This is a genomic window from Methylobacterium sp. SD274, from assembly GCF_017355285.1.
GTDB lineage: Bacteria > Pseudomonadota > Alphaproteobacteria > Rhizobiales > Beijerinckiaceae > Methylobacterium.
This window is the reverse complement of record NZ_JADIJP010000050.1, coordinates 1-16,486: the sequence shown is the minus strand read 5'-3', so window position 1 is coordinate 16,486 and position 16,486 is coordinate 1. Positions and strand designations below refer to the sequence as shown.

Sequence of the window (16,486 nt, the reverse complement as noted above, 5' to 3'; positions counted from 1 at the left end):
TGCCAAGATATAGCAAAGCTACTTGGACATGCAATCCTCCTGCAGCAGACTGCAAAGGTGGACAATACGTAATAATCACACAATGCGAGTAATTATTAATATGAATATATTTAACTGAATAATTCGGCGCGGACTAAGCTTTGATTATATCATCTTGAAATCAGCAATTAGACATTAAATGTAGAAACTATTGCGGCCAAAGTTTAGTCCGTGCAAAAGTTTGCGGTCGAAGTCCAAGCTGGATCGGTCAGCCGCTACTCTGAGCGCTTCGCTTGAGGGGAGCAATCCACCCTTTCCGGCCCTTACGAATGGGTACCAGGAGGCAGATCTCGAACACTAGGAAGAGCGGTGTGAAATTTTGCGGAGGGTGCCCCGGCCGGCGCGGCTCTGATCCCCACGAGGGGGTGGGTGTTGCCTAAATAGTACAGTTGCAAGAATGTCGCTACTTAGCTGCTATCAAGCATGTTGCTTCCATGCATCACCCTGCTGAGGCCATCACTCGTGAGACTTGCGTCGCGCTCCACGCCCCACCCCTCGCTGTCTTGATCCCGCGTGCCGTCAGCGCCTTGGCGATCCCATCGAGGGTGCTGATTCCAGCGTCGCGTATCTCCGCTATGGCAGGACGCACGTTCGCCTTCCGCGCTTCTGCCTGCTCAGAGTACGCAGCGCGCGCTACGCCGTGGTGTTCGCCTCCCCCAATGCGCTTGCCGCGCTTCTTCGCCTCTGCCAGCGCAGCCTTCGTACGAGCGGAGATCATGCTAGCCTCATGCTCTGCGACAGCGGCGAGGATGTGTAATGTGAGGCGATTGGCCTGAGGGAAGTCGCATGCGACGAACTCCACGCCACCATCCATCATGCTCGCGATGAAGCTGACGTTGCGCGCGAGGCGATCGAGCTTGGCGATCACCAGCACGGCCTTGTGCTTCTTAGCGCAGGCCAGCGCAGCAGCGAGCTGAGGCCGATCGTTGCGCTTGCCGCTCTCGATTTCGGTGAACTCGCCGACGATCTCAGCACCTCGCACATGCGCCGCGACTGCCGCGCGCTGTGCGTCGAGGCCAAGGCCAGATGCACCTTGCTTCTGAGTGCTGACGCGGAAGTAGGAGACAAATCTCATGTCGCTGTGCCTGCCGGGGTGACAAACACAATCTGCATCGGACGTTGAAGAATGTAAAGTGCTATCTTGCTGCTAGACGACAGCTATCAATTAGCTTTCGTATGTCGCGAGGACGGCAGCGGCGTGAGCATCGATCAGCCGAGCGTCGCGCTTCGTCACATCACGGCTCTTCGACGCCATGCCGAGCTTGATGAGAGTGGCACCAAGGGCAGCAGCGTTACGCCGGTAGTTCTCCTGATCGATCTCCTCGCCCTTCAAAAGCGAGGCTTCGTCACGCTCACAGAGGTAGGCGAGGGTCGCGGCGCGGCGCAGCATCATGCCTTCGGAGGGGCTGACATGATCCCCCATCTGCATCGCAAGATCAGCAAGAGACGATCGCCAGCGGCGTGCAGTGATGCTACGCTGATCTACACGCTCACCATCAATCACTAGGTCGGATGCACCGACGATCTCAGCAATATCCTTTTTCGTTACGCGATTTTTAGTTGCCATAATCCCACATCGTTTCTGGTCTAAGTTTTTGATCCGGTTGAGGTTGTTGTAACATTGTTACATCAGTGGGCGGGAGCGCCGGCTATAGAAGCGCCTACTCACTATCCGCCCGTCAGCTCGCCCACTTGTTGTAGATGCCCTGTGCGCGTGCGCTCTCATCCCAGTAGCGCTGAAGGCCGCTCAGTGGTCTGTCGAGGGCCAGCCATTCGCTCAGCCCCTCTTTGTCGTAACCGTTAGGGATGCCGCTCAGCAGTGCCATTCCTAAAGGTACAGCCGCCTGCTCAGCAGCCGTGTAGGTGGGCAGCGTTCCAAGCGTGAACACGTCGCTCAGCTTCGTCGTGTCCAAGAGGTACTGGAAGTGATCCACCTTGCAGACGATGGCGTCGGAGGGATCGATCACAGCGACCACGGCACCGGGTCCGGAGACTGATCGATGGCGTTCCCGCGCAAACACCTCCGCGTAGGTCGGATCGGGTGTCCACCAGGGACCGTAGGTGCCGCGCTGATGATCGTGAGCGGACTGACCGCGAAAGAGGACCAGGGGCGAGGGGCGCGGTTCTGTTGAGGGCAGGAGAAGGCGCAGGCCGTCCCTCAGCAGCTCCGGATGATGGTCGAGATCGCGCGTCAGCGGCCAGATGCTCGGCTTGTGCCTCTTCATCGCCGTCTCGGGGTTCGGATCGAAGTCCCGCCAATGGGCCTTGAAGGCTGCTCTCACGTCCGGATTGACGTGATCGATGCTCTGAAGGCGGATCATCACCTCGCGCCACGCATCGGGCCATGTGATCGCCTGCAAGCTGAGACGGAAGCCGGGAACGTCGCCGACCATAGCAGCCAGGATGAAGCGCGCGACGATGCGGTCCTGATCGTCGGTCATGCGGCTTCCCTCAGCTCGACGCGGCAGCGGCAGTTGATCTCCAAGGGTGGATGCAGGCACGGGCCGAGAGGGGTGGCAAAGGGCTCATCGATCCCGACGCCGTTCGGGTTGAGGGCGGACACCTCGCGGTGGGCGTGGCGGACCTTTTCGTCTCCCACGTCATGCCAGTAGCGACGCCATTCGGGGCCAAGATCACGGTTCTCCACGGCCTGACGCCACGATGCGTGTTCGCCCGCGTTCGTGGCTGTGACGGCACCGGAGGTAGCAATCGAGCCCGCACGCACCTTCAGCAGGGTCCGACGCTGATGGGCCACAAGGGCGTCCACCTGGTTCTGATCGAGGGTGCCGCTTGCTGCTTCGATCACGCTCCGCTGTGAGGCGTTGAGGTAGCGCAGGACGTGGGCCGGAAGCTCTGCGACAACCGGCAGCTCGCGACGGTAGCCGATACGGCTCGACGGCTGTGGCTGACGTGCCATGGTGTTCTCTAGCGCGGCCCGGAACGCCGTCAGGTTCGCACCCTGTGTAGGACTGAGACCGATGATCTCGCGCACGAGGATCGCCTTGTCGCCGGCCTGCGCAGGTACGCCGCCGATCAGCACGGTGCCGGCGATGGCAGCGGACAGCATCGTGGTCCGGAACGCGGCCTGTGCCATGGCCTTCGCCGTGTCGCTCACGATGGAGCGCATGAAGCCGGCGACGGCAGAGGATCGAGCGGCGACGGCCGTAGACGCCATGGGATCGAAGGTCAGCCCAAGGCGCTCGGCTGCGAGGATGCCCGACTGAGCAAAGGCACGCGCAAAAATGTCCTGCACCGGGCGAAGGCGGTCGGCGACGTAGGCCCCTAGAACCTCCTCATCCCCGCGTTCGATAGCTCCAATGAGGGACGGCACATCCACGTTGGCGCGGATGTCCTCGATCGCGTCGAGGAAGGCGGCTTTGATCTCAAGCTCGATCTCGTCCGCGAGCATGGCGATAGGGCCGCTCATAGCACCACCTCAAGCGAGTGAGCAGAGTCCGACAGGAAGGGTGCAAGGTGCTGCCGCACAGCGAAGGGCACCGGGTCGGGCGACGCGGCGCGATAGCTGATCTGAAGGTCGCCGACACGCTTCTGTGAGACAGCAGGCGCGGGCTCTGTCGCACTTGGCTTCGTCAGGAGATGGAGCGCAAATTCGCAGGTCGCTGCCTTCACCGCATCCGGAACAGCATCAGGGGATGGGATGCGCCCCTCGCGATCACGGACCCGTATGCGAGGCCATGCAAGGCGCTGCTCTCGGCTGGCGATCATGCCATTGAAGCCCAGCCGATCCAGGGCAGCAGTAGCAGCGAGGAGCACGTTCACACGCTTCTGTGAGCTAGCTGCTTCCCAGCCGCTAGAATTAAGGCGTTCGGAGAAGTAGGCATCCGCCTCGTCTAGAGCGACGTAGGCGTTCGTGCCGATGATGAGGGGCATGGATCAGCCGAAAAATACGTGGGCATGAGAGGGGCCGGCTTCGTCCGTCAGCAGCTCGGCAGTGAGGATCGGAGGCGTCGTTCCGTCCGGAAGCGTCAGGGCATCCTGAAGCCCGATCATGGGTGTGCCTGCGATCCAGACTTCACCGCGGGAAACGACGCTCTCGCCGTTCGGTCCACGTACCAGACGGGCGCGATAGAGGACGCGAGCGCGATAGGGCGTCGCTGGTCCGGAGATCGGTTCACCCTGTCGGTTGAAGCCTGCCGCCGGGGCATGATGCACGGTGGCGCTGAAGAGGTCGGCGAGGTCGCTGAGCATCGCGGAAGCCTTTGGGACGTGCCAGTGGCACGCCCCGGATCAGGAGAGGGTTAGGCTGCCTTCACGCCCTTCAGGCGAGCGACGGCGCGCGGGTGCTTGATGGCAAGGCCGCTGTACCATTCGGTACGGGTCCGATAGGCCGGCTTGGCTTCGATCTCGCCCAGGTCGCGGACGCTGATCGGGGCGGTCTGGATGCCCTGAAGAGCGTCGGGACCGAACCGGACGGCGTAGAGCGAGCTAGTGTTGACCGCTGTGCCCTGCGTCTCAGTGAAGGGCAGGATGTCGTTGCCGTCCGCGCCTTCCTCGATCGGGAGCAACGGGACGCCGTTGTGCGTGATCGCCGGCCGTCCGAAGTTTTCGACCATGATCGTCTCGGCCGTGTTGCCACCGGCCGTGCGGAGCAGGGCGCGGTAGTCGCGGATGAGCCGCTTGTTCAGGAAGATCGCCGACGTAGGACCTGACACAGCGTCCGTCAGCTCGTCCAGCATGGCAAAGCTCAGGGTGCTGCCGTTGGTGCCAGCCGAGATGACCTGATCGCCCGTCACTCGCACGTTGAGGCCGTCGAACGCCTTGGCGTTGTCGTTGGTGTCGCCGTGGAAGAAGGTCTTGAGCCATTCGAGCGTGAGGGCCTTGGCCTTCATGCTGTCGTGGACGGCGCGGGTGTCGTTGTTACCGGTCCCCATGGCGATCTGCGCCACGTCATAGTCGCTGTCGCCACCGATGATCGTCAGCTTCTCGGTGAGCGGGTTCACGATGCCGGTGGACTCGACGTAGCCCTCGTTAAAGCCACGGAATGCGATGCCGGGAAGCGCGGCCTCGCGGTTGTAAGTATAGCTGTTGCCGGCGATGTTCATGAACGGCAGCAAGGCCAGGACGGGGTTGTTCTCGGCGAAAATCTGAACGACGCCAGACGCCAAAGGCGTCGGATTGAGCTTAGCCCATTCGGTGATCGTCAGCATGATGGTGTTCCTTACTTGCGGTAGCCGGCCGCCATGCGGGCGACGGGCGGGAGGGATGAGAAGTCGATGGTGATCGGGGTGACGGTCGGCTTGCCCTGGTCGGTGGTCGGGACCACGACAGGGGCAGGCGGCGTGGTCTTCAGCGCCTCGATCTCCGCACGCATGGCGGTGACGGTGGCGATCAGCTCGGCAACGGGATCGGGAGCGGCCGGCGGCATGGGAGCCGGGACCGGCTCGGGTGCGGTTACAAGCGCAGGGTCGGCAGGCGGGGTCATGATTGGTCCTAAAGGGGCTGAAGAAGTTCGGCGGTTTCGGCCTTCCGGGTACGCAGCTCGCGCATCGCGTCCTCGCGGGTCGGGAAGCCGTCAGGATTTTCAGAGCGCAGCACGTCGGCCGGTGACCACACACCCATGTCGAGGCGGGCACGGGCGTTAGTCAGGCGTTCGGTCTCACTGATCGGGTCCTGAAGCTCGGCGAAGTCCACGCTCAGCGTCGCGTCGGCCGGGATCGTGCCGGGTGCGTGCGTGTTCACTACGACCTTCAGCACCTCCCAAAGGCGAGCCTCATAGGTCCGCCACAGGGCGATATCGTCCAGGCGGGCTTCCTTGAGATCGATCTGCTCGACATGCTTGGCCGCGCCGCTCTCAGAGCTGCGATCGAGATCGAACACGTCGGCCGACACATCGTTAGCGCCGGCCGTCTGCCTCATCAGGAATTCGATGGCCTGAAGGATGTCCTCGATCGGGGCATTCGGAGTGGCGAAGCCGAAGCTCCCGCCCTCCGGAAGGCTGATGACGCGCTCGGGACCGATGCGCATGGCGTCTGGGGAGCTGACGCCTGACGCCCACGGCTGTCCGTGGGCCTGCATCTCAACGGCACGCCAGAGGTTCGACAACGCGACGTTGATGGCCTCCTGCGCCTCGATCAGGTCATCCCCGCCAGGGAGCCAAAAGGCGTCATCGGGATAGCGATCGAACAGGGGAACGAATGGCACCACGCCATACGGGTTCACGCTGCCGGGGTTGCCCTCGACGTAGAGGGGCACGCCCCGGTAGTCGCGAAGGAAGTAGCTGGTGCGCGTCCAGTCGGAATAGGTGGTGTCAGCCTCGCGCGCGGCGCGGTGAGTGACGATGATCCGCTCAGGGTTCTCCGGATCGGGTGCCATCACGTCGAGGATGTTCGGAGTGACAACGGCAAGGGTAACGCGAGTGCCGTTCCAGCCGACGCGGAGGGCGCACGTCTTGAGCAGCTTGGTGAGGCGTGAGGCACGCTTCAGGATCACGTCGGCATTGATGGCCCGATAGAGGGCGTCACCGGCTTCCTGATCGAGGCCATGAAAGGTGCGGCGCGGCTGAAGCCGGTAGAGGTTGGCGCGCTTGTTGACGATCTTTTTGACGACGTTGACCTGAAACACTCGGAAGGTCTCAGGGCGTGACCACTTCTGAGCGATCAGCGCCAACGTGTCGTCGGACTGCTGATCGGCATAGAAGCGCATCCACTTATCAGCCCGCTGCTTACGCACGGACGACGCATGGATAAGGTTCATCACCGGGTCGTTGCTTGAAAACCGTCTAAGCACTTGTAATCGCTATCTAGCTGCTAACTTGCTGATTATAGCATGCTTGACACGAAAGGAAACTCCTACCATGGAGTCGCCTAGACAGGCAGTTGCGGAATAAAAATGTCGATGGTTATGAATTTATACATCATCAACATCAAGATCATGATGTAGTAGCTCTTGTATTATCTCTTCTTCACTCGGCATTTTTCTACGTAATAAAATTGCTTGAAGGCAATCGTTTAGAATGCTCCATGCACTTGCCCACTGCTCTATTTGAGATACCTTCAAAGAACCATGCGCGATTTTGCTTCTATCATTGTAACTTGCTCTGCATTTTTTATAAGTTTCTCCTTTGACAGATATACTTGAAATAAGCTCTGATATTAAAAGTGATATCCTAAATGAAATTTCGGCTTGCACATTTGGAAAGAGACTTTCTATTCCTTGCCAAATTAGAAGTATTGAGCTTTGCATATCCGGCATAAGTGGTGCCTTAACGAACGCTCTTCGAGCAGCGCGCACATTTGATTGCTTCCGTTCGATTTCTTCCCAAATTTTAATATTTTCTATTGAATGATCTATCATTACACCATTCAATCTAAGATCATCATAATTATTATCTCTATTTATATAAGTAAAAGCTAGTTCATTTGGCCATGTCTCTACTTTAAATGTATCATGAGTTATACCTTCTCTCATACCTTCTAAGAGTTTATGCTTTAATCCGGCAGATCGGTTATTTATTCCCGCATATTTATTCAAAGATATATTGCTTGCAAATGGTGATATTGTCGGCTTTACTCCACGCAAATATATCATTGCGCGGAATACATCTAATGACTCTTTAGCTTTAATATAGTCATCAGATTGAATTTCTACTTCAAGGTTTACTTGCTCCAAGAATACATTCATCAATTCGACACGTACTTTTAGGGGGTGTTTTCCCGCAGACAATGAATAAAGATCGATTATATCAACAACCCATTTCCTTTTATGAACAAAAATACCATCCCTTCCTGATATTTCTTCATGAAAATCAGGATTTATCCATAGAATTGGGAAGTAATAACTTGGCATATGACCAGCACTTTCGGATTGGCTGCGACCCAAGCAATAATTTAGTTTAACGCGGCATCGTATGCGCGCCAACGTTCACCACCTTGCCGGCCACGAATTCTTCAAACCCTACAGGCGTCAGCGAGCCGCGCCCCAGGTAGCTGCGATAAAGCGCACGGGCAGCGATCATAGACCGACATGTATCTGCACAGGGCGGCACCAACTCGCCACTGTTGAGGATACAGAGCGGGACGGCAGGGCCAGGGCCGTAGCAGTGGACGCCGGGAAGTTCGTAGGGGTTCAACTCCACGTCCCTTAAGGCGTAGACGGCCCACAGGAGGCTGTAGACGTGATCGTCGTGGTGCTTGCCGGCAGCCTTGAACGTCGGCCGGTTGCCCGCCTCCAAGGCATATTCCAACGTCTCCATCTCCGACAGTAGGGCACCGTACTGCGGAGCGATGTGAAGGCGTCCCTCTGCGGCAGCGGCGTGAAGTGCTGTGAAAGCATTCGCCTTACGCTCCGATGTGACAGAAATCAGCTCGTGATCGAACGCCTGATCTCCGCACCATGCGGCAATGTCCTGCGCGTTGTAGCTCTCGATCGCAGCTCGGCTCATCCCATGGGCCGTGCGGTAGCGCGTGAGCGCCTTGCGGATGCCGGCGGCGGTACTGAAGGCGATCTTGTCGGACGCCAGCACGAAATAGTGCGGATCCTCGCCAATCAGCATCTTGAGCACGCATGTCGCCACCGTGGCGTCGCCATGAAGGCTGAAGCCATAGGCGCGATCGAGTCCAGCGCCGACGACGTGCGCCGCGCCGGCCGTGATGGCGGCGACGTCCAGGCGATAATCCTTATCGGTGCATGCCTCGATCACGGCCGGAGAGAATAGGGCGCTGGTGCCGTCGCCCCAGCGGTTGAGGTGCTGTTGCGCGAACTCACCGGGGAGCATCTGAGCCGCGCGGCTGCGGAGAGCCTTTTCGGTGATCCAATGGGGCGCGCGGGCGATGGCGTCCGCCAGATCCGCGTACTGGATGTGCGAGTAGAATAGCGCCGGGTCTGCCCCCTCCTGCGCAACACTGTAGAGGCCGTAGAGCGGCGAGCTGCGTGATCCCACGGTGCTGTCTACCAACACCAGGCCGTCGTCCGTGTCGATCGTCGCGGATGCGAGCGCCTGATAGGCGGCGTCGGACGCAGCGGCGTGAAGCTCGCTCACTTGCGCGATGGTGAGCTTTTTGCCGAACAGCGCAGCCGGGTTGGACGGGAAGCCCTGGATCACGTTGCCAAGGGCAGGATACTCGATCTTGTCAGCGGCGATCGTGATGGTGTCGGCCTTCACCAGGGCGGCCATAAAAGGCGTCTCCCGGAGGATATCGCGTACCAGCTTGAAGGCCACGTCTACGGACTGCCGCTCGCTGTTCGCGATCATCGCGACGTTCTGAGTACGGCGGGACATCATCCGCCATGTGATGATAAGCGCGGCGGCGAGCGTCTTGCCGTGGCGACGGGGCCAGCAGAACACGACCGTCCGGTAGTCCCCGTCCAGCGCCTTCACCAGCTCGGCGCGCTCCAGCGGCCCCGGCACGTAGCGCTCAAACCCGCCCTTAGACGACGGCACCATGGGCTTCACATCGTCCAGCCACCGGAAGAAGCCCTTGGAGCCTTCCTGCCAGAGCTTGAGGTCGATTTTTGGAGTGACAGCCATTTCTCAATCGCTTGTTAAATCTAGCCGCATTATAGCAGAGACTTAGACAAACGAATCACTGAAAGCGTGGGATGGCCCGGATCATCGGCATGACCTCCACCAAAGGAGGCGTCGGGAAGACCACGACGGCATTGAACCTTGCGGCTGAACTGGCGCGACGGGGCTCTAAGGTCGTGGTGATCGATGCCGATCCGGCAGGGCATTCCTCTGCCCTGGCAGAGGAGGGACGGTTCCCCTTTACGGTCCAGGCGCTTCTCCTCGAAGAAGTAGACGCCAAGAGCGTCGCAGCATGGGCGAAGGCCGTTCGTGGCGCTGACGCTGATTACGTGATCGTGGATGCTCCTGGCGCTCTCGGAGGAGCCTTCGGGGCAACGGTCGCAACGATCGAGCTGGCGTTGGTGCCGGCAGGCGCGACAGTGCTGGACGTACGCGGCGCCGCTGAGACAGTCGGCATCATCAGGCGGCATCGCAAAGCGGCAGGCCGGCAGCGCCCTGATATCATGTTGGTGCCGAGCCGGATTGATCGCCGTACAGGTGCTGGCAGGGATGCCATGGGGACACTAGCAGGGCTCACAGAGCCCGTAGCGCCTGCGATCTCGTATCGGGCCGTGGTGGCAGACAGCCTCGCGACAGGCGAGTCCGTGGGCGCGGATACGCCTTCAGGGCAGGAATTCGCGGCATTGGCCGATGCCGTGCTGACACGCTTGGGAGACAAGGAATGAACAAGCGAACCCGCGCCGAAGGCATTACGATGCAAGTGGCGAAGTTTGCCGCTGCGGAGGCAGAGGTAGGACCAGAGCCTCAGGAGGTCTCCAAAGAGCCTTCGGCACCACCCCTCAAGAAGCTCGACGGTCGCACCTTGCAGGCGACCGGACGAACGCATCAGTTTGCCACCCGCATCAAGGCTGAGACGCATCAGAAGATGTTGGAGATCGTGCAGCGTGAGAAGGCAGAGGGCCAACCACGGTTCACTCTCGCGGAGCTGATCGAGCTAGCAGTAGATGCCTATGAGCGTGAGCGAACGGGCAGAGGATGAGCCCGTTCGCTAAAGCCGATCAAGTACGATTCTGCCGTGAAGTATCAGAACTAGGGGATGCAGGCGCATTCGGACCCGAAGCGGGACGAAGAGGGGCCGGCGGCGCAGGACGTGGTTGGGCTTGGGCGGAGGGTGAGTTCAAGCCGCCTTTCCGGACATAGCCTTCCGTCAGCGGCTGACTGCGGGGCAAGCTGTATCCAAATTCGCCATTGAGCGCGCGATCACGATCGGTCGTCATTGCCACTTGTCTCCACATTCTGGATCGGGAACTCAATGTGGATGCTGTCTGACTTTTTCGCCAGATAGAGCATCGGCACATCATACTGCTTGTTCCCCTCAAAGTCATACACGGTCACATCGCGCATGACGATTTCCCGCACTTCACCGCTTTCCGAGAACGTATTGACATATCCCGCGTAAACAAGTTTTTGATCAAAATCACGCCAATGCACATACACCACAGACTTTGATCGACTGTTGAATGTAAAATCCCATACATCTTCATCGCCAAATCTTTTTGTTGCATTTATATACTGTAAAAATCTTGCAGTTATTTTGTAGTTGCTTGCATAAAGCCAGAGCAGACCGCATATAAAACTTACAACAGTAGCAATAAGAACCTCTTTTACTACGGCACCTGTGAACAAGGCCGGCTTATCTATATTGATTAGTTCAAAATTTGCTCCAAAAAGCGTGTATATCCCGTAGGTTATAGCGTAACTTGCGATTCCGTACAGGAATGAGAGCACAAAAAACTCAATGTCCGACGGCTTGGATTTCCTAGCCCAAGCAACATCAAGTCTAGCCCATACTACTCCTGGGAGGAATAATAGTATTATCTGGAATATGAAGGCGTCTATTTTCACGTAACACTCACATCAAAGTCGATACACGTTTATGCAGCGTGGTAGCGCGAATCTCAGCACCGCTCAATCTCACGAACGCGCCTGCCATCCGCCTTTCCGATAGCCCCTGAAATCCGTTCTGGACCCCGCTGACGGCTCTCGTCTTGAGGTCTGGTATTCGTGGGAGGTGAGGATTTAACCCCTCCCCTTCGAGACGTGCCGGTGCGAGCAAGGCGCATCCATCCGATCCATTCGCGGCTGATGATGCGCACGATGTTGCTCAAGCTCCTCCAAGCGCTTGCACGGCGCTCTGTGACGGTGAGGAAGCCCAGAGCGCGGGCACGGCGCAGGGTGGCCCGCACAGTGGACCGGGACACCCCTGCGATGGCGGCGATGGCGTCGAGGTGGAGCCGGCAGTCGCCGCGCTTCACAGTCTCCACGGTGACGACAGCGAGGACGGCGGTCTCAGCAAGGGTGAACTGAGCTGCGAGTTGAGGCGGGAGCCGGCCGGCAGCGGCCCAGCGTCGCCGACGCTCCATGCTCGCGTCTGATCGAGGCCGAGAGCCAACTCTTGCGCGTGGAGCATGACCAGGCTCGACCTGGCTGGCCTTACCCCGCGCGTCGATCATAGCTGAAAGCGCTTCGGCCTCTGCTTCTGTGACGCTGCCGGCAGCGAAGGCGGACCAGAGCAGCCGATTGATCTCGGGCAGCCTCTCGCGCGGCGTGGCCTCGACGGCCTGCCGTATCTGTTGTGCAAACACGTTTCGCCCCTTCACGGGGCCGCTTCAGACAAAGCGATATCGTCGGGAAAACTCGCGTTTTCCCTTGACGGCTCAGGGCCGCTTATGCGAATTTGAGGACTGCAACGTGCCTCAAAAACACATCGATTTATCGGCCTTCCAAGTTTCCAGCTTGGGGGGCCGATCTCGTTTTGGACGTCAGCGGCTCGTTGCGTTGATCTCCTGGCGCGGGTGCGCCGAATTTTTAACCTTGTGCCGAGCCGAGCGAGTCGGTCAACCTCAGACACGCTACCTTCGCGTCAAGCGAAAGTCTTATGGCAGCCTGAGGCAGTTTCTCAGCGCAGGAGCGCATCAGGGATCGGCTCGCAGGTCGACCACTCGACGCGGGACTCGAAGCCGTAGTGCCGCACGAGGCACAGGCCCAGGCTTGGGTGCATTCCGACCGTCATGTCCTCCGGACCTTTCACGAAGCGAGCCTTCACATCGAGCGCCGGCCACAAAGTCGCGTGTTCATCCATGTCTAGAAACTGCATGTACATAGCTGCCTCGATCAGAAAGATAGCAGCTAGATATTAGCATCATAGGCTGCTTGTCCCTCCTCTCACTCACACGATAGGAAGGCAAGCCGGACAAATCAATTTTTCCGTTTAAGATCAGTCAGTTGTGACTGATCTTGTCTCCGCGAAGCCGGGTCCGGAGGCGTTCATGCAGCTCCCGCGCTGCCGCTTTCAGGCTCCCTGTGCCTGCAATGACACTCTGTCCGACCACCTGACGGGCGGCAGCAAGGTTGCGCTCACCGTACCTGCTCCATCCGTCGCTGTCCCAGACAAGGCTGAGATGGGCCTGCTTCTCTGCATGACCGGCCTTCCACACTCCACCAGCCTTCCGAAGCGCTCGACCAAGGGCCTTTAGGTCGTCGTCGTTCGCCGCGATCATGCCGTGGAGATGCGGACGGCCGGTGCGTGTCACGTCTACCCCGAACACAAATGGCAGAGGACGCCCTACAGCGGCAACGATCTCCCGGTGAACCCTCTTCTGCATCCAGGGCGCAAAGCCGCTGTGTGACGAAGCTAGGCCACGCGCGACCACATCCGGGCTGAGGTTGAGCGTCCAGGCTCGTGGCGTCCCATGATCCCCAAGCGCCACAGCGCGATTGCAGGCCGTCAGCTTCCCCGTGTCGCCGGTCCTCTTCCAGTCCGGAGGTAAGCGAGTGTCGCGGGCGTCCTGCGCCTCTCTGCGCTTCGTCGCCTTGGACTTCGGGCGCGGGTTGTCGTTGCAGGCGCTTGGGTGGTCGTCGTTGTCAGGCAGGGGGAGAGAGGATGAGGGCGGGAGGGGGTTACTACTGAAGTCCCCTCGACGTGCAGCTACCTCCTGCCGGAAGTAAGGCGCTGTGCGATCACGGCTTCTACGGTCACGTGAGGCAGAGATGCGGGGCCGGAAATTTTCCGTTTGGCCCACTTTCGACGGTGCGCGCCTCAGCACATGCGCGGGCAACTCAAGCTCGATTACATCGCTGTCATCGTTGCTGGCAGCGGGATGTGAGAATGCGTCCCGCAAGCGCGCGCGACCCTCAATCACAGCATTCATATAGTCGTTGATGGTGGGATGATGACCTAATCGCCGAATATCAGCGATTTTCTCTTGCACCAACTCTTGCAGCTTCAGCCGCATGATCTTATACTAACCCTCAGTGATGACTTGTGGCATTGTCATTTCTCCATCTCTCGGAAGACCACCCATTTGACGATGGGTGGTCTTCTGCGTTTAGAGCTTCAGCCGATCTGCCGCCTTGGTGATCTGACGGGCGAAATCGCGAGCCATGCCAGTGGTCATGCTGAACCGCTCATCGATCTCCATCTCATCACAGACCAACCTGCCGAGGATGCCCCGCCCCTTCCGAGCGACAGTCAGACGGTATGCATCGCCTTCATTGAGCTTCACGACGTTGCCCCGTCCGTCCTTCATGCCGTTCGCCGCGTGCAAGAACAGCTCAGCGACCACACGGGCGTGAGTGGGCTCAAGCGGGGGCAGGCCGGCAGTGCCGATCACGAGGCAGACGTTCCCGTGCCCGGCGTGAACCTCAAAGCCCGGCAGTGCGTCAGGCAGACGCCCTGCCTTGATCTCTTCGTGGATCAGATGCTCGACGGCCTCAGTGACCGTGCATTCGCGCATAGTTGCGATCGCGCGAAGCTGAAGGGCACGGGCCGGCGGCAGACTGATCGTGGTGTGACTTGCGGTGTTCATAGCTCATCCTCTCAAAAGCAATTGCCATTGTAACATACTAGAACATATAAGGAACTTTAAAAAAAATTTGATTACACGCCGATTTTGCTTTACATCGCTTTATAACCTCAGTATCCATATCAATTATAAGCATGTCACAGCATAAATCTGACATGCATGGAGTAATGATATGCTTGTTAGAAATATAGGTCGCGCCACTAAACTAAATAACCTTAAAGCAGGAAACTTATTTTCTGCGGAAATACGTGATAAGATGTGTCTATGCATTGCAGTTGAGGCCAGCAATGAATCAGGATTGCTCGATGCTGTTGTTTTGTTTCCGGGTCATCCGCAACTTGATGGCGCTCCCGGCCTTTTAGCAAATTCGGTCTTCAGCCAGAGAGTAATATTTGCTTATGACAACGCTGAAATACGATATTCTCCAGAACTTGGAGCGGTAATTCCTGCAAATTACAATCTTGAGGTAGCAGACAAACCTCTTTTTCTACTAAATAGTAATGTGTATATACATTTTATCCATGAACGTTGGAGCGAAAAGACTGTAAATCTACTGACTGGGAAATATGAAGAAGTAAACCGTCAAGAAGCTATGTATGCAGCGAAATGGCATATCGTCTGGAAAGACGAAGCAGGCATTAGTTACCCTATCTGCACCTTCAAAGCAGCTGATCCTTCTAAGGATGACACTCCAAAGTGAAATGTGCCGGCCGCGCGCCTGAGGAGGCTCAAGAGGCGCGGCCGACGCTCGGCCGTTATAAGCCACGATCCGAGTGGGCCTGACCACTGGCGCTTGCCCGACAGCGATCTAAGGCCATGGTAGCGGAAGCATCAGCCTCAGTCAGCCGGTAGCTCGCTCGGGCTGACCTACCCCGATGCCGAACTCAGCAGCACGTGCATACACACGGGCCAGCCGGTGACGGTTCGCGGCAAGGATCGAACGCCGCGTATGACCAGGGCCGGGGTAGCAGTGACCGGAGACGATCTGAGCCTGCTCCTCACGAAGCCCTTCTGCGAGGCGCTGAAGCGTCCAGCACCGATCGTTCGGCGACATAAGATCGAGCTGGTGAGTGGATGAGAGACGATCGGCCATCAGGCAGCCTCATCCAGTTCATCGATCAGGGCTTCAAGATCGGCCTCATCGGTGCGAGCTTCGCGCGTCTCCGCGATGTCCTTCATTGTCTTGCGGTGCCACTCGTTGAACTGACCAACAGTCATGGCTGATCCATCGTCGATGGACTTAGGCCAACGCTTAAGCCGCTTCAGCTCATCCCAGCGATTGATCCGAAACACGGCAAGAGTGCCGCTCGCATCCGCGAGACGGGCATACGCATAAAAGGTGGTAACTCCATCGGCCACCTTGGCTTCGATCACATAGTGGCCGAACATGTGGGGATCGGGATGCTGGATGCCGCCGGCCCGGTAGTAGGCGGCAAGAGCACGCTGGATCAGCGACAGCTTGGGGGAGTGGGATACCTTCGTCATAGCCTGACCTCACATTCTGAAAGTGGGTGCCAGACCGTGGGGTCTAGCTGACAGGCTATAGCGATTTGGGGGAAGCGTTTACGTCGGATCGGCAAAAAAAGTGCCGCCTATCGGATGGCATAGTGACCTAATGGTCTAAATCAGACGGAGGGTACCCATGCTCTGGCTCCGCTTTCAACCCCGTGCGGCCATTCGTAGGCGTTTAACGGAATGGCTTGCCTGCCTTGAAGGCTGACGTTGCGAGAGCCTCCCGAAATCAACGACCAGCGCGGATCGATCGGGTACATAAAACTACATTGTAGAATCCGCCCTTAGGAATATGAGCATTGATAATTTTTTCATTCTGAATAATGATTACTCTTCGTTCGCGGTCAGGAGAGATATGTTATGAAGATCGTTCAGTTTTTTGGCATGACGGTTTCTGCATTCCTCATGTCGTCCGTGAGTTCAGTGGCAGCTGACTCAGGACAATGCGGTGGTAAAGCCTTCTTTGGAAATTCGAATAGTTGTCCCGGAGGTGGTACATTTTACTATTCTGTCTGCAGAGGTCAAAACGGACAGTATGGAGTGTCAAATTTTGGAGTACAAAATAATCAACCCCAAACTATTTCCG

19 protein-coding genes are annotated in these 16,486 nt (G+C 58.0%); 4 read left to right on the top strand and 15 right to left on the bottom strand.

The annotated features are described in order from the left end of the window. Nucleotides 1-478 precede the first annotated feature (478 nt). From IPV08_RS23515 to IPV08_RS23465, 11 genes are all read right to left on the bottom strand, one after another. Nucleotides 479-1,114, bottom strand: a complete 636-nt coding sequence (locus IPV08_RS23515; protein WP_207414186.1) for a recombinase family protein — start codon at nt 1,112-1,114, stop codon at nt 479-481. 90 nt (nt 1,115-1,204) lie between these two features. Then, nucleotides 1,205-1,606 carry a hypothetical protein gene (locus IPV08_RS23510; protein WP_207414183.1) on the bottom strand — a complete coding sequence of 134 codons (402 nt, stop codon included), beginning with the start codon at nt 1,604-1,606 and terminating at the stop codon, nt 1,205-1,207. Between the two features lie 112 nt (nt 1,607-1,718). Further along, nucleotides 1,719-2,480, bottom strand: a complete 762-nt coding sequence (locus IPV08_RS23505) for a hypothetical protein (RefSeq protein WP_207414181.1) — start codon at nt 2,478-2,480, stop codon at nt 1,719-1,721. After that, nucleotides 2,477-3,466 carry a phage minor head protein gene (locus IPV08_RS23500; RefSeq protein WP_207414179.1) on the bottom strand — a complete coding sequence of 330 codons (990 nt, stop codon included), beginning with the start codon at nt 3,464-3,466 and terminating at the stop codon, nt 2,477-2,479. The genes IPV08_RS23505 and IPV08_RS23500 overlap by 4 nt, the downstream gene beginning before the upstream one ends. Beyond that, the gene (locus IPV08_RS23495) at nt 3,463-3,930 is read right to left on the bottom strand and encodes a DnaT-like ssDNA-binding protein (RefSeq protein ID WP_207414177.1); all 468 of its coding nucleotides are present in this window, start codon (nt 3,928-3,930) and stop codon (nt 3,463-3,465) included. Before IPV08_RS23495 ends, IPV08_RS23500 begins: the two co-directional genes overlap by 4 nt. Nucleotides 3,931-3,933: 3 nt before the next feature. Beyond that, nucleotides 3,934-4,248, bottom strand: a complete 315-nt coding sequence (locus IPV08_RS23490) for a hypothetical protein (RefSeq protein ID WP_207414175.1) — start codon at nt 4,246-4,248, stop codon at nt 3,934-3,936. A gap of 50 nt (nt 4,249-4,298) precedes the next feature. Next, the gene (locus IPV08_RS23485; protein ID WP_207414174.1) at nt 4,299-5,207 is read right to left on the bottom strand and encodes a major capsid protein; all 909 of its coding nucleotides are present in this window, start codon (nt 5,205-5,207) and stop codon (nt 4,299-4,301) included. Nucleotides 5,208-5,218: 11 nt separating this feature from the next. Continuing rightward, nucleotides 5,219-5,482 (bottom strand): hypothetical protein, encoded by a 264-nt coding sequence (locus IPV08_RS23480; protein ID WP_207414173.1) that lies wholly within the window; start codon nt 5,480-5,482, stop codon nt 5,219-5,221. Nucleotides 5,483-5,490: 8 nt separating this feature from the next. Next, a complete protein-coding gene (locus IPV08_RS23475) occupies nt 5,491-6,753 on the bottom strand; it encodes a hypothetical protein (protein ID WP_246748198.1) in 1,263 nt (420 codons plus the stop codon). A gap of 153 nt (nt 6,754-6,906) precedes the next feature. Further along, nucleotides 6,907-7,845: a hypothetical protein gene (locus IPV08_RS23470; protein ID WP_207414171.1), complete on the bottom strand. Its 939-nt coding sequence runs from the start codon at nt 7,843-7,845 to the stop codon at nt 6,907-6,909. 46 nt (nt 7,846-7,891) lie between these two features. Then, nucleotides 7,892-9,526, bottom strand: a complete 1,635-nt coding sequence (locus tag IPV08_RS23465) for a hypothetical protein (protein ID WP_207414168.1) — start codon at nt 9,524-9,526, stop codon at nt 7,892-7,894. A 71-nt stretch (nt 9,527-9,597) separates the two neighbouring features. Between IPV08_RS23465 and IPV08_RS23460 the strand changes: the two genes are divergently transcribed. Further along, complete coding sequence (locus tag IPV08_RS23460) at nt 9,598-10,248, top strand: ParA family protein (RefSeq protein ID WP_207414166.1); 651 nt, start codon at nt 9,598-9,600, stop codon at nt 10,246-10,248. Next, a complete protein-coding gene (locus IPV08_RS23455) occupies nt 10,245-10,562 on the top strand; it encodes a hypothetical protein (RefSeq protein WP_207414164.1) in 318 nt (105 codons plus the stop codon). Before IPV08_RS23460 ends, IPV08_RS23455 begins: the two co-directional genes overlap by 4 nt. Before the next feature lie 221 nt (nt 10,563-10,783). On the opposite strand, the gene IPV08_RS23450 is transcribed toward IPV08_RS23455, so the two are convergent. The 3 genes from IPV08_RS23450 to IPV08_RS23440 form a co-directional block, all read right to left on the bottom strand. Continuing rightward, on the bottom strand, nt 10,784-11,428 hold the full coding sequence (locus IPV08_RS23450; protein ID WP_207414162.1) for a DUF6338 family protein: 645 nt from the start codon (nt 11,426-11,428) through the stop codon (nt 10,784-10,786). Between the two features lie 1,054 nt (nt 11,429-12,482). Continuing rightward, nucleotides 12,483-12,686, bottom strand: coding sequence for a hypothetical protein (locus IPV08_RS23445; protein WP_246748196.1), 204 nt, complete (start codon nt 12,684-12,686; stop codon nt 12,483-12,485). A gap of 1,225 nt (nt 12,687-13,911) precedes the next feature. After that, nucleotides 13,912-14,319 (bottom strand): hypothetical protein, encoded by a 408-nt coding sequence (locus IPV08_RS23440; RefSeq protein ID WP_207414160.1) that lies wholly within the window; start codon nt 14,317-14,319, stop codon nt 13,912-13,914. Between the two features lie 241 nt (nt 14,320-14,560). On the opposite strand from IPV08_RS23440, the gene IPV08_RS23435 reads away from it, so the two are divergent. Then, nucleotides 14,561-15,088, top strand: a complete 528-nt coding sequence (locus tag IPV08_RS23435) for a hypothetical protein (protein WP_207414157.1) — start codon at nt 14,561-14,563, stop codon at nt 15,086-15,088. Nucleotides 15,089-15,480: 392 nt separating this feature from the next. On the opposite strand, the gene IPV08_RS23430 is transcribed toward IPV08_RS23435, so the two are convergent. Beyond that, nucleotides 15,481-15,873, bottom strand: coding sequence for a hypothetical protein (locus tag IPV08_RS23430; protein WP_207414155.1), 393 nt, complete (start codon nt 15,871-15,873; stop codon nt 15,481-15,483). A 387-nt stretch (nt 15,874-16,260) separates the two neighbouring features. Between IPV08_RS23430 and IPV08_RS23425 the strand changes: the two genes are divergently transcribed. Then, a partial coding sequence (locus IPV08_RS23425; RefSeq protein ID WP_207414153.1) for a hypothetical protein occupies nt 16,261-16,486 on the top strand: 226 nt, incomplete at its 3' end.

Excerpts from the sequence above, each read along its gene's own strand:
- IPV08_RS23515 (WP_207414186.1), bottom strand. The coding sequence starts at position 1,114 with ATGAGATTTGTCTCCTACTTCCGCGTCAGCACTCAGAAGCAAGGTGCA.
- IPV08_RS23510 (WP_207414183.1), bottom strand. The coding sequence starts at position 1,606 with ATGGCAACTAAAAATCGCGTAACGAAAAAGGATATTGCTGAGATCGTC.
- IPV08_RS23505 (WP_207414181.1), bottom strand. The coding sequence starts at position 2,480 with ATGACCGACGATCAGGACCGCATCGTCGCGCGCTTCATCCTGGCTGCT.
- IPV08_RS23500 (WP_207414179.1), bottom strand. The coding sequence starts at position 3,466 with ATGAGCGGCCCTATCGCCATGCTCGCGGACGAGATCGAGCTTGAGATC.
- IPV08_RS23495 (WP_207414177.1), bottom strand. The coding sequence starts at position 3,930 with ATGCCCCTCATCATCGGCACGAACGCCTACGTCGCTCTAGACGAGGCG.
- IPV08_RS23490 (WP_207414175.1), bottom strand. The coding sequence starts at position 4,248 with ATGCTCAGCGACCTCGCCGACCTCTTCAGCGCCACCGTGCATCATGCC.
- IPV08_RS23485 (WP_207414174.1), bottom strand. The coding sequence starts at position 5,207 with ATGCTGACGATCACCGAATGGGCTAAGCTCAATCCGACGCCTTTGGCG.
- IPV08_RS23480 (WP_207414173.1), bottom strand. The coding sequence starts at position 5,482 with ATGACCCCGCCTGCCGACCCTGCGCTTGTAACCGCACCCGAGCCGGTC.
- IPV08_RS23475 (WP_246748198.1), bottom strand. The coding sequence starts at position 6,753 with ATGAACCTTATCCATGCGTCGTCCGTGCGTAAGCAGCGGGCTGATAAG.
- IPV08_RS23470 (WP_207414171.1), bottom strand. The coding sequence starts at position 7,845 with ATGCCAAGTTATTACTTCCCAATTCTATGGATAAATCCTGATTTTCAT.
- IPV08_RS23465 (WP_207414168.1), bottom strand. The coding sequence starts at position 9,526 with ATGGCTGTCACTCCAAAAATCGACCTCAAGCTCTGGCAGGAAGGCTCC.
- IPV08_RS23460 (WP_207414166.1), top strand. The coding sequence starts at position 9,598 with ATGGCCCGGATCATCGGCATGACCTCCACCAAAGGAGGCGTCGGGAAG.
- IPV08_RS23455 (WP_207414164.1), top strand. The coding sequence starts at position 10,245 with ATGAACAAGCGAACCCGCGCCGAAGGCATTACGATGCAAGTGGCGAAG.
- IPV08_RS23445 (WP_246748196.1), bottom strand. The coding sequence starts at position 12,686 with ATGTACATGCAGTTTCTAGACATGGATGAACACGCGACTTTGTGGCCG.
- IPV08_RS23440 (WP_207414160.1), bottom strand. The coding sequence starts at position 14,319 with ATGCGCGAATGCACGGTCACTGAGGCCGTCGAGCATCTGATCCACGAA.
- IPV08_RS23435 (WP_207414157.1), top strand. The coding sequence starts at position 14,561 with ATGCTTGTTAGAAATATAGGTCGCGCCACTAAACTAAATAACCTTAAA.
- IPV08_RS23430 (WP_207414155.1), bottom strand. The coding sequence starts at position 15,873 with ATGACGAAGGTATCCCACTCCCCCAAGCTGTCGCTGATCCAGCGTGCT.